Consider the following 12,435-nt stretch of genomic DNA (forward strand, 5'->3'; position numbering starts at 1 on the left):
TCAGCCCGCCGCCTCGACCAGCATCGCACCGCCCAGGCCGCCGCCGATACAGATCGTGGCAATGCCGCGTTTGGCCTGCTGCCGGCGCAGCACATGCAGAAGATGCAGCACGATGCGCGCACCGGAAGCGCCGACCGGATGGCCGAGCGCCACGGCACCGCCGTCCACGTTGAGTTTCTCTTCGGCAATGCTGCCCAGCGCGCCGGGCAGACCGAGCTGCTCGCGGCAGTATTCGTCCGATTGCCAGGCCGCCTGGCAGCCCATGACCTGCGCCGCAAACGCTTCGTTGAGTTCCCAGGCATCGATGTCGGCCAGACCGAGGCCATGCCGCTGCAGGATGGGCGTCGCCGCATGCACCGGGCCGAGGCCCATCTGCGCCGGATCGAGGCCGGACCACTGGCTGTCGACGATCTTGCCGAGCGGCTTCAGATTCCACTTCTGCACGGCTTCTTCGGAAGCCAGGATCAGCCAGGCGGCGCCGTCGGTGATCTGCGAACTGTTGGCGGCGGTGATCTTGCCGTACTTCTTGTCGAAGAAGGGCTTGAGCTTGGCCATGCCGGCCATGCTGGCGTCGGCGCGCACGCCGTCATCCTCGGCATAGACATTGCCGTTGCCATCGACCACCGGCACGATCTCGTCAAGATGACCGGCGACGCGCGAGGCCAGCGCGCGCTGGTGACTGCGCACGGCGAATTCATCCATCTGCTGCCGGCTGATGCCGAACTTCCAGGCCAGATTCTCGGCAGTCTGGCCCATCAACAAGCCGACCACCGGATCGGTGAGGCCTTTCATCAGGCCGATCACCGGGCTCAGCAAGGCACCCGGCTTCAATTTCAAAAAGTGCCCGATTTTCTGGTTGACCGTGCGAAGGCTCATCATGCCGGAGAACCAGCGCACCATCGTGTCCGAATAGAGCAAGGGCGCGCGCGACAAGGCATCGACGCCGCCAGCCAGGATCAGCTCGGCACGCCCGCACTGAATGTTGGCGATGGCCGAATCGAGCGCCTGCATGCCGCTGGCGCAATTGCGCATCACCGTCCAGCCCGGCACCTTGTTGCCGCAACCGAGGCGCAGCGCAACCATGCGGCCGATATTGGTTTCGTCCGGCGAGGGCGCGGCGCAGCCAAGAATCACCTCGTCGAGATCGCTGGGCAGAAAGGGCTGACGCAGCAGCAAGGCGCGCCCGGCCTGGGTTGCCAGATCGGAGGCCGCGAACGGCCCCGGCCCTTTCTGTGCCTTCAAAAACGGCGTCCGCGCGCCGTCGACCACGTAGATCGTCTTGCCCATGATTTACGCCGCCATCCGGTCGCTGGCCGGCTTGTTGGCCGTCGCCACGTTGTAGTCGAAGGGGAAGTCATCGACCTGGACGACGATGTCGCGCAGGTGGTTGCGCCGCTGCATGATCTCGAATTCGGCGGCATTGATGACACCCGCCTCGAAGGCAACGATGGCGATATCGCGCACATTGGCCAGCGGGTTGTTGGCGAACCTGCCATCCTTCTCGGCCGTGCGGATCTTGGCCTCAATGCCTTCGGCTTCCAGCGTCGCCTTCAAGGCCAGTTCGATGGCACCGACCGGCTCCTTCTCGGTCAGCGGCAGGAAGCATTCGGCGGTCAGGCGATCGCGGGTGGCCGACGGTGCGATCAGCGCCTTGGCGACCTGGTGGCCGACCTCGTCGGACGGCACGACATACGGATGGCCCCACGGGAAGATGGAACGCTGCAGGAAGGCGGCGATGAAGCGCACCGGGAAGTTGGCAATCACGCCGTCGAAGGCCTGCTGCGCCTTGTACATCGCATCCCAGATCGCCCAATGGGCGAGCGGCGCATCTTCCTTGTTGCGGCCCTCTTCCTCGTAGCGCTTGAGGGTGCAGGAAATCAGGTACATCTGGGCGAGGATGTCGCCGAGCCGGGCCGAGAGTTTTTCCCGGCGCTTGACGCTGCCACCCAGCACCAGCAGCGAGATGTCCGACATGAAGGCAAAGGCCGCCGAGAAGCGCGTCAGTTGCTGGTAGTAGCGCTTCATTTCCGGTGCCGTAGCGACGTTGACCGCTGCGAAATGCGAGCCGGTCAGGCCCAGCCACAGGGCACGCAAACCGTTCTTGATGGTGAAGCCGATATGGCCGAACAGCGCCTTGTCGAAATCGATCAGGCCTTGTTTGGTATCGGGGTTCTGCGCCGCCTGCATTTCCGGCAGCAAATACGGATGGCAGCGGATGGCGCCCTGGCCGAAGATGATCAGCGAGCGGGTCAGGATGTTGGCGCCTTCGACGGTAATGCCGATCGGCACCTGCTGGTAGGCGCGGCCGAGGAAATTAGACGGGCCGAGGCAGATGCCTTTGCCGCCGATGATGTCCATGCCGTCATTGACTACTTGGCGAGCCCGTTCGGTGACGTGGTACTTGGCGATGGCCGAGACCACCGACGGCTTTTCGCCGAGATCGACGGCACCGGCCGTCATCTTGCGTACGGCATCCATCATGTAGGTGTAGGCACCGATGCGGGTCAGGCCTTCCTCGACGCCCTCGAACTTGCCGACCGCCATCTTGAACTGGCTGCGGACGCGGGCATAGCCGCCGACGGCACGCGCCGTCATCTGCGCCATGCCTGTGTTGGAAGACGGCAGCGAGATCGAACGCCCGGCCGCCAGGCACTCCATCAGCATGCGCCAGCCCTGGCCGGCCATCGCCGGGCCGCCGATGATGAAATCGAGCGGCATGAAGACTTCCTTGCCGCGCGTCGGACCGTTCATGAACATCGCGTTGAGCGGGAAGTGGCGGCGGCCGGTATCGACACCCGGATGATCGTAAGGCACCAGCGCACAGGTGATGCCGATATGCTTCTTGTCGCCCAACAGGCCATCCGGGTCATAGAGGTGGAAAGCCAGGCCGAACACCGTACATACCGGGGCCAGCGTGATGTAGCGCTTGTCCCAGTTGACGCGCATGCCGAGCACTTCCTTGCCCTGATACAGCCCCTTGCAGACGACGCCGCTATCCGGAATCGAGGCCGCATCGGAACCGGCCCACGGGCTGGTCAGCGCGAAAGCCGGCACCTCGATGCCCTTGGCCAGGCGCGGCAGGTAATGGTTCTTCTGTTCTTCAGTACCGTAATGCAGCAGCAGTTCGGCCGGGCCGAGCGAATTCGGCACCATGACCGACACGGCAAGCGCCGAGGAACGCGTCGACAGCTTGGTCACCACCTGCGAGTGCGCGTAGGCCGAGAACTCCAGGCCGCCGTACTTCTTCGGGATGATCATGCCGAGGAAGCCCTTGTCCTTGATGTAGCGCCAGGTCTCGTTCGACAGGTCGTAAAGCTCGTGCGTCACCTTCCAGTCATCGACCAGGCGGCAGGCGGCCTCGACTTCATTGTTCATGAAGGCGGTTTCTTCGGCGGTCAGCTTCGGTTGCGGGTAGGCGTGCAGTTTCTGCCAGTCGGGCTTGCCGCGGAACAACTCGCCCTCCCACCAGACGCTGCCGGCCTCGAGCGCATCGCGCTCGGTATCGGACATCTGCGGCAGAACCTTCCGGTAGGCGGAAAAAATGGGCCGGGTGAGCAGGCTGCGGCGCAAGGGCCGCAACATGATCAACCCGGCCAAAGCCACCAGGATGGCAATACCCAGCAGAGGGATGAGGTTTTGAAACATGCTGTTGTCTCCTTTTATTTTGGTTTTGGTCGTTTATTTGCTGTCGACCGCACCCGGAGGGGAAACCCCTGCGGATTCAGCATTGGAAAACTGCGGCAAGGGTGCGCGCAGGCCGCCGAGCAAGAAGGACATCAGGCGCGGCACCAGGCGATCCAGGCGATCCGTCGAATCCGCCGCCTCGATCTGCCAGTCAGTGACCAGACGCAAGGCATCGGTCCCGGCAATGGCGTAGGAAGTGGCGCCGAGCATGAAATGGAAGCGCCAGACGATCTCGGCCTTGGGCACATCCGGCAGCGCCTTGAACAGCGCTTCCTTGTAGCGGTCGACCACCTGGGCGTACTCGTGCGCCAGGAAGGTGCGGATGAATTCGGAAGGATCGGTCAGCGTGCGCCCGAGCAGACGCAGGAAAGTGATGCCGCCGCGCGCCTCGTCGTCGGCCATGCGCAGCAGGGTGCCGAAAAAGCCATCGACGATCAGCGACGGCTTGACCGGCTTGCCAGCGGCCTCGCGCTCGTAGACATTGAGCACGCGCATGCGCTCCTCGTTCAGCCAGTCGAGACGGCGCCGGAAGACCTCCTGCATCAGCGACTCCTTGGAACCGAAGTGGTAATTCACCGCCGCCAGATTGACCCCGGCACCACCGGTAATCTGGCGCATCGACGTCCCGTCGTAGCCGTGCGCCATGAAAAGTTGCTCCGCTGCATCCAGAATGCGTTCGCGCGTATCGACTGACTTCACTTCTGCCATGGCATCACCTGTTATTTGTTGTTGTGATTCATACGTTCGTTTGAATCATAGGGGAAAACGCCTGCGCCCTGCAAGCATTTTTATTGCGTAAGGAGTCTTACCGCACCGACCAGATTGGCTGCGCGTTGCTGCCAGCGGCCGGAACAGGCCACGGCACAGCCGATCAGTTCAAGAAAAAGCGGGAATGGACAGGAGGCCTGCGCGCATCGCGAACCGGAAAATGGCGCCCGCAAACAGGTCAACCGCTAACGGCCGCAGACCGGGAAGAGACTATAACTCCCCCGTCGATCTGTTCTCCCGACATGCCGTTCAGTTGCTCGCGACAAGCGCGAACGGGCGACATTTGTCGCACAGTTCCCAAGGCGGACAGGTGCAAACTGACGGGTGGGCCACATAGGCACTCCCCTGCATCGCCTTGCCCGTACTAACCTGCCGCGCGGCTACCGCCGGCGCCAGCCCGGATACTCCGCCCGCAGAATCGGCACGCGGCGTCGGCGCCCATTTGGCAAACGGCGCCAGATCCGCCTTGTCCTCGACGTACCAGACCTTGCGCGCGGCATCCCAACGCGCGCCGAGCTTCTTTGCCGCATCCTTCTCGGCAAAGGGAACCTTCAAATCCATTTTCATCGCGTTTCCCGATGCAATCGGTTTGCCGGCGCAGGGAGCAACAGCCACCCGCCCCGGCCTTCGGCCCGGCCGGTCAAAACCGGAAAACGGTAAAGCCGGCAGCCGCCGCTTCGTGACGGTTGTAGAGCGACTTGAGATCGGCCAGCACCGGTTTTTCACCACGACACAAGGGTTTTAGCTCCTCCGGCTTCTGTGCGCGATACTCACGGTGACCAACGGCAACAACCAATGAGTCGACTTGATTCATCGCATCGATCGTTCCCAAACGAATGCCGTACTCATGCTCGACCTCGGCTGCATCAGCCCAGGGATCGACCACGACGACATTGACGCCCCATAGTTGCAATTCGCGCACCAGGTCAGCGATCTTGCTGTTGCGGATGTCCGGGCAGTTTTCCTTAAAGGTCACTCCGAGCACGCCCACCGTGCTGCGCGCCACATCGATGCCGTTCTGCAGCATCAGCTTGATGACATTGCGCGCCGCATAGCGGGCCATGTTGTCGTTGATGCGCCGGCCAGCCAGAATCACCTGCGGGTGGTAGCCGACCTCTTCCGCCTTGTGGGTCAGGTAATACGGATCGACGCCGATGCAATGGCCGCCGACCATACCCGGCCGGAAAGGCAGGAAGTTCCACTTGCTGCCGGCGGCTTCGAGGACTTCCAGGGTATCGATATCGAGACGGTCGAAAATAACCGACAGCTCATTGACCAGGGCGATATTCAGGTCGCGCTGAGTATTTTCGATGACCTTGGCGGCTTCGGCCACCTTGAGGCTGGTCGCTGGGAAGGTGCCCGCCGTGATAATGCTGCCGTACAGTGCGTCGACCGCCAGGGCGACCTCGGGGGTCGAGCCGCTGGTGATCTTGCGGATCTTGGTCAGGGTATTGACCTTGTCGCCCGGATTGATGCGCTCCGGGCTGTAACCGCAGAAAAACCCTTCGTTGAACTTGAGACCGGAGTGTTTCTCCAACACCGGCACGCAGATTTCTTCGGTGCAGCCGGGATAGACGGTGGATTCATAAATGACTACGGCACCGGCCTGGATAACCTTGCCCACCGTTTCGCTGGCCTTGACCAGCGGCGTCAGGTCGGGACGATTGGCCTTGTCGATCGGCGTCGGCACAGTGACGATGAAAATACTGCAGGCACGCAGATCTTCAAGTTGGTTGCTGTAGACCAGTTGCCCGGCAGCGGCCAGATCGGCCGGCGTCACCTCGAGGGTGCTGTCCTTGCCCGAGCGGAGCTCATCGATACGCGCCTGGTTGATGTCGAAACCGAGGACCGGGCGATGCTTGCCGAACTCGACAGCCAGCGGAAGTCCGACATAGCCGAGGCCGATAATGGCAATTTTTGCGTTATCGAGATTGAGCATGTGTATTCTTAATTCTTGTTGATTGATCAAGTACGACTGAATTGACGACGGGGACCGAAGTCCCCGTCGGCTGTCTTTGGTAACAAGGCTCCAGCAGCCCCGGCTAGCCGTTTTTAGGCGGCGATAGCGAAATGCTCATCGTTGGCATTTATAGGATTTGCGCGGATTACGTCCGTCGCCTGTCGAGTTGCCTGCTTACCTTTGCCCGCCCTGTCGAAACCGGGACATCCCCATCAAAAAAGCACTGTACCAATGCGCTTTTGGTGGAGATGGGGGGAATCGAACCCCCGTCCAGAACGCCTCCAGCTTGCCGGAATTACAACCATGCCTTGATTATGGGGGCAGGCATCCCTTTTATCAAGACACGCGTAGAATTCAACCGACACAGACCAGCTCGCCGATCCGCCCCCCCCACTCGGCGCCAGACTTCTAACGATCGTTTTCGGCGACAATCAAGCTGTTGACCGTCAGCCACGCAGCATTTCCCAATCCACCTCAAGACACCACTCCCGCCATGCAATCGAGCACACCCCGCATACTCGCCCTATCAGCGCTGGTCGCCCTCTTCTCCTCCACGGCATTCGCCGAAGGCACGAAAATCGCCTTCATCAATTCGGAGCGAATTGTCCGGGAAGCGCCAGCTTCGATCCTGGCCAGCAAGAAAATCGAAGGCGAATTCAGCACGCGCCAGGCCGAGCTGCAGCGCAGCGCCAACGAACTGGCCGAAAAACAGAAATATCTCGCAGAACAGAAGGGTTCGCTGTCAGAAAACATGCTGCGCAGCAAGGAAAGCGAGATCAAGGAACTCTCCCTTTCCTTCGAGCGCCGCCAGCGCGAATTCAGGGAAGAGCTGCAAGCCCGCCAGATCGAAGCCACCTCGGGAATTCTCGAAAAAGCCAACGAAGCAATACGGCGTCTCGCCAAGAAGGAAAATCTGGATATGGTGATTCAGGAAGCCGTGTCTGTATCCCAAGGCGTCGATATTACCGATCGCGTCCTGAAGATGATGGCGGAAGAGTAATAAACCAGCCCAGACAGCCGGTCGGACAAGCATCCGGCAAAACCTCGGCTAACTGAAGACGGCCACGCCGCGAAACTGGCTGGCTCGGTCAAGCAGCGGCCTTCCACCGGAAGGCCGCCCGCATCACACGCTCAGAACGGCAGTTGAATCCCCGGCCAGAGCGCCGTCAGCGCCGTCCGGAAGGCGCTCTGGATACGTTCCAGCGCTGCCGCATTATCGGCCTCGAAACGCAGCACGACGACCGGCGTCGTGTTGGAGGGCCGGGCCAGACCGAAGCCATCGGGATATTCAACGCGCACGCCATCGATGGTGATCATTTCCACCGAGCCGGGGAACTGTCCTTCGGCCTTGAGCTTGTCGATCAGCGTAAACGGCTCGCCTTCGGCCATCTTGATGTTGAGCTCCGGCGTCGAGGGCGAATTCGGCAGCTTTTTGAGCTCGGCATTGGCGTCGACCGTACGCGCCAGGATTTCGAGCAGGCGGGCACCGGTATAAAGACCGTCATCGAAACCGTACCAGCGCTCCTTGAAGAAGGTGTGACCGGACATCTCGCCGGCCAGCGGAGCACCGGTTTCCTTGAGCTTGGCCTTGACCAGCGCATGGCCGGTATTCCACATCAGCGGCTCGCCGCCATGCTGCCTGATCCACGGCGCCAGCACACGGGTGCATTTGACGTCGTAAATGATGGTGCCGCCCGGCACGCGTGACAGCACATCGGCCGCAAACAGCATCAGCTGACGGTCCGGATAAATGATCTCGCCATCCTTGGTGACCACACCGAGACGGTCGCCGTCGCCGTCAAAGGCAATACCGATTTCGGCATCGGTCGCCTGGAGCGCCTTGATGACATCGGCCAGGTTTTCCGGTTTGGACGGGTCCGGATGGTGATTGGGGAAATTGCCATCGACTTCGCAAAAGAGCGGCACGATCTCGCAGCCCAAGCGCTTGAACAACTCCGGCGCAATCGCACCTGCCACGCCATTGCCGCAATCCATGACGATCTTCATCGGCCGCGCCAGCTTGACGTCACCGACGATCTTTTCGACATAGGCCGGCAGTACATTGGCACTGCGGCGCTCGCCCTTGCCGTGGCACAAATCGCCGGACTCGGCACGGCGTTTCAGATTCTGGATCGCCTCAAGTGCCAGCGTCGTACCGCCGATGACCATTTTCAGACCGTTGTAGTCCGGCGGATTGTGGCTACCGGTCACCGAAACGCAGGAGTTGCAACCCAGCTCATAAGCCGCAAAGTAAGTCACCGGCGTCGGCACGCAGCCCACGTCGATCGCATCGACCCCGGCCGCGCAAATGCCGTCCATCAGGACCCCAGCCAGCTCCGGACCGGACAGGCGGCCATCGCGACCAACCGCAATCGCCGTCTGCCCCTGCTCTGCAGCGAGCGAGCCCAGGGCATGACCGATCAGGCGGACAACGTCAGCCGTCAGCGATTTATTGACGATGCCACGAATGTCGTAGGCCTTGAAAATCTCTGCAGGAAGCTGGGTCATGAATCAGGAATTAATCTGGTCAGCCGACGGCGCACCGAAGTGATAGCCCTGGCCGCCAGCGATCTTGTCGTTGATCAACTGCTCGACCTGCTCGGCATTTTCGACGCCTTGCGCAATCACCTCGACCTCCAGCGAACGCGCCAGCGTGACGATGGACTTGAGGAGCGAATGGGCGCTTTCGCTGACCGGCACTTCCTGGACGAGGCCGGTATCGAGCTTGATGTAATCGGGCGGCACTTCGCGCAGGATCTGCAGCGAGTTCGGCGCCAGACCAAAGTGGTCGATACCAAAACGGGCCTGATGTTCGCGCACCAGCGCGGCAAAGCGTCGCGTTGCCTCGACGTCGATCGAACAACCGTATTCGGTCAGCTCGAAGGACAGGCGAGCCGCCAGCGGCCCAAGGCGGTTCAGGCGGCCAGCCAGCCATTTGACGAAACTGCCGCTCTCCAGACTCTGCGTCGACATATTGACGGCCAGGTTGGCGGTCGACGTTGCATCCGCCTCGATAATCCGGAAAACCAGCTCAAGCAAGGCCTGGTCGATATCGGCCATCAAGTGATGGCGCAAGGCCATCGGCAGGAATTTCGACGCCGGCACCAGGTGGCCGTCCTTGCCGACCAGGCGGGTCATGATTTCATGGTGGATCAGGTCGCGCGTTTCCAGGGAAACCACCGGTTGACCGAGCAGCGTCCAGCGATTTTCGGCAAGCGCACTCTGGATCAGTTCGCGCCAGGCCAAAGAACCGATCGAGACATCGCTGCCCTCGTCCTCGATCAACAGTTGCAGCGCATTGTGGCCGGACTGGCGGGCCGTCTCGATCGCCAAATCAAGCCTGGCCATGACCTGCGAGCGCTTGTCGCCCTTGTTGAAATTGACCACCCCCAGGCTGAAGGAAATATCCTCGTCGCCCGCGGCACGCTCGATCTCGGCGCGCAACTCACGACACAGCGCGGAAATCTGCTGCGTATCGAGACCGAGCACGACAAAGCCGAAGGAGGTACCGCCGATCCGGCCGAGGATCACCGCGCGCTGACCAAGCAGCTCGCTGGCAATTCGGGTCAGCGACACCAGCAGCGCATTGCCGCGCTGGTAACTGGTCTCGGTATTGAATTCCTTGAGGTTATTCACTTCCAGACCGATCAGCGAACCATCGGAAAAATGAACGTCCCCCTCAAGCAACTGGTTGAAACGCAGGTCGAAACTGCGCCGGTTATCCAGCCCGGTCACTTCGTCCTGGTAAGCCTCGCGGCGGAATGCATCGGCACGCCGGGTTTCGGCATCGAGAATCTCGGCAATGCGGCGCGACATGCCATTCATTGCCTTGACCACGCGCAGCAGTTCCAGCGCCTTGGGCACGATGCCGATCTGCCCGAAACGCCGCTCCTGGATCTCCAGCGCAGTGCGCTCGATGGCCGACAGCGGCAACAGGATCCAGCGCAGCACCATGCGCGAGAGCAGGATCGCCACGACATAAGCCAGCAGCATCCAGCCGGCAGTTTCCAGGCAGGACGACCACAAATGCTGATAAGCATAGGTCGGCTGCGAAATCACCACAACCCGGCCCAACTGGCGCCAACCGGACGACACCAGCGCCTCGCCGGGCGGTGCCTGCAGGCTGACCAGGGACGAGAACCACAGCGGCACACCTTCGATCTTGGCCGGCAACTCACGATCGACAATCGATGAACCATCGGTCGCACGCACCGTAATCCGCTGAAAATAGCCGCGGTCGAACAAGGTTGAAACCTGAATCGACGCCAGCCCGGCATCACCCTTGCCCAATGATTGGGACAGGGGATAGGACAAGGACGACGCAGCATCCTGCGCATGCGACCCCAGTTGCTGCTCAAGATAGCTCCGCGTACTCTGGATGCCTACCGCAATCAGGCCAACAAAAACCAGCAGAAAAACCGCTGAAATACCGATCAGCAACTGTCGCTTCAGAGTCATTACGCCACTCCCAAAGACTCATCCACCGTGGACGAGCTACGCCGACGCCGACTGCGCCGCACTTTTTTGACTGCTTCGCTGGCATTGTCTCCGGAAGGCAGCTCACTAGCGATCCAGATCATCGACATTACAACCACCAAAGTCAGTGCGTTGGCCGGCGTCTGCAAATTGAAGTCGACCGCACTGTGGATCATCAGCGACAGCAACGCCATCAAGCCACCGAAAGCAATACCGCGCGGCAAGGACGAACGGCGCTTGCGCAAAACCTGAATCGCCTTCGCTGCGGTCAACACCACAAAAAGGCCCAAAATACCCAGCCCGACCAGACCGTTATCGGCCGCAATCTCGACATAATCGTTGTGGGCGTGATCCCAGTAGTAGTGGCGCGGGGCACGATAACGGATATAGGTGTTATAGAAAGTCCCGGCCCCGGTACCGAAAACAGGAAACGCCTCGACCAGGTCAAGCGCGTAGCGGGCGGCCTCAAGTCGCAACTCGACCGACTCTTCGATCGGGCCACCAGAAGCGGATTTGGCGCCAACCACACCTTCCTGGCTCATCGTCGTGTTCTGCATACGGTTGACGACCTTCTCGACGCCAACCCAGGATCCCACCACCACCACGTCAATGATCACCAGGCTGGCAATCAGGCCGACCGTGGCCGGCGCCATCTTGCGCGACAAACTGATCGACAACAATCCAACCACCAGCATCGAGATGAAGAAACCGCCGTTACCCATGCGCGAACGCGTCAGCACCAGGGCAATGACGATAACGATCAACACCATGCGCAACCGCATCTTGGGACTCAACATGAACTCGAAGGCCACCTGCAGCTTCTGCTTCCAGTCGCCCAGCGCACGCCGGCGCCGACTGCTACCCAAACGAGCCAGCATCAATCCGATACCCACCGACAAGCACATCTCCATGTAGCCAGCCATATGGTTGTGATAGCCGTAAGTACCGAGAACCCGCTTGTGGAAAACCTCAAAAAAGAAAATCTGGTACTTGGCACGGACCGAATACAAGGCAACACCAAGCAGCGCCTGCAACAAGCCAGAACAAACCAGGATGAACGCCATCCGATCGAGGCGCTCCTTGTCCCGGATGGTCAGCACAGCCACCAGGAAACAACTGAAATAAGCAAAAGACAGCGCTGCGTAAATTGAGGTCTGGGCTGGATCAAGCGACAACTCCAGGCTCGCGACGCCTTCCTTGACGGCCAGCGTCTCCGGCGACAGGAGCCCGAGCAGCGACGCCGACAACGGAACCAACTGGAACATCACCAGGCCGCAAAAAGCGGCGAGCAACAAAAGCGGCCACTTGAAGCGGGCCAGGCGCGCCAAGGCTTCAGGCAACGCGTTCCGCCAGGCATAGGCCGAACCGAGCAGCAACAACTGCGAAAAACAAATCAGGATAGCGACAGCCCAGGTCCGATTGCTGCCCAGCGGCAGTGGCACCCAGACCAGCAGAGAAAGAAACCCCCAGTACACAAGGCGATCATTGAGCGGTTGCTCGGAAACGGACGTCGAGGAAAGGGAAACCATCAGGGACCTGCTATGAAA

The 12,435-nt window shown here is 60.8% G+C and carries 9 protein-coding genes and 1 other RNA gene; 1 reads left to right on the forward strand and 9 read right to left on the reverse strand.

What is annotated here, in order from left to right:
• From KIG99_RS02890 to ssrA, 6 genes are all read right to left on the reverse strand, one after another.
• The gene (locus tag KIG99_RS02890) at positions 1-1,287 is read right to left on the reverse strand and encodes an acetyl-CoA C-acetyltransferase (protein ID WP_226458748.1); all 1,287 of its coding nucleotides are present in this window, start codon (positions 1,285-1,287) and stop codon (positions 1-3) included.
• Positions 1,288-1,290: 3 nt separating this feature from the next.
• Positions 1,291-3,645, reverse strand: coding sequence for an acyl-CoA dehydrogenase (locus tag KIG99_RS02895; RefSeq protein ID WP_226458749.1), 2,355 nt, complete (start codon positions 3,643-3,645; stop codon positions 1,291-1,293).
• A gap of 33 nt (positions 3,646-3,678) precedes the next feature.
• A complete protein-coding gene (locus KIG99_RS02900) occupies positions 3,679-4,392 on the reverse strand; it encodes a TetR/AcrR family transcriptional regulator (RefSeq protein ID WP_226458750.1) in 714 nt (237 codons plus the stop codon).
• Between the two features lie 309 nt (positions 4,393-4,701).
• Positions 4,702-5,019 (reverse strand): DUF5710 domain-containing protein, encoded by a 318-nt coding sequence (locus KIG99_RS02905; RefSeq protein WP_226458752.1) that lies wholly within the window; start codon positions 5,017-5,019, stop codon positions 4,702-4,704.
• Between the two features lie 73 nt (positions 5,020-5,092).
• Positions 5,093-6,391 carry a nucleotide sugar dehydrogenase gene (locus KIG99_RS02910; RefSeq protein ID WP_226458754.1) on the reverse strand — a complete coding sequence of 433 codons (1,299 nt, stop codon included), beginning with the start codon at positions 6,389-6,391 and terminating at the stop codon, positions 5,093-5,095.
• A gap of 42 nt (positions 6,392-6,433) precedes the next feature.
• Positions 6,434-6,766, reverse strand: a transfer-messenger RNA (tmRNA) gene (gene ssrA / locus KIG99_RS02915).
• Between the two features lie 139 nt (positions 6,767-6,905).
• Between ssrA and KIG99_RS02920 the strand changes: the two genes are divergently transcribed.
• The gene (locus KIG99_RS02920; protein ID WP_226458755.1) at positions 6,906-7,412 is read left to right on the forward strand and encodes an OmpH family outer membrane protein; all 507 of its coding nucleotides are present in this window, start codon (positions 6,906-6,908) and stop codon (positions 7,410-7,412) included.
• A 131-nt stretch (positions 7,413-7,543) separates the two neighbouring features.
• Here the strand turns inward: KIG99_RS02920 and KIG99_RS02925 are convergent, their stop codons facing one another.
• From KIG99_RS02925 to KIG99_RS02935, 3 genes are read right to left on the reverse strand one after another with little or no spacing between them, the layout of a single operon-like run.
• Complete coding sequence (locus KIG99_RS02925) at positions 7,544-8,920, reverse strand: phosphomannomutase/phosphoglucomutase (RefSeq protein WP_226458757.1); 1,377 nt, start codon at positions 8,918-8,920, stop codon at positions 7,544-7,546.
• 3 nt (positions 8,921-8,923) lie between these two features.
• The gene (locus tag KIG99_RS02930; RefSeq protein ID WP_226458758.1) at positions 8,924-10,870 is read right to left on the reverse strand and encodes a bifunctional diguanylate cyclase/phosphodiesterase; all 1,947 of its coding nucleotides are present in this window, start codon (positions 10,868-10,870) and stop codon (positions 8,924-8,926) included.
• Positions 10,870-12,417: an O-antigen ligase family protein gene (locus KIG99_RS02935; protein WP_226458760.1), complete on the reverse strand. Its 1,548-nt coding sequence runs from the start codon at positions 12,415-12,417 to the stop codon at positions 10,870-10,872. Before KIG99_RS02935 ends, KIG99_RS02930 begins: the two co-directional genes overlap by 1 nt.
• Positions 12,418-12,435 lie beyond the last annotated feature (18 nt).

Source organism: Quatrionicoccus australiensis, assembly GCF_020510425.1.
In the GTDB taxonomy this organism is placed as follows: Bacteria; Pseudomonadota; Gammaproteobacteria; order Burkholderiales; family Rhodocyclaceae; genus Azonexus; species Azonexus australiensis_A.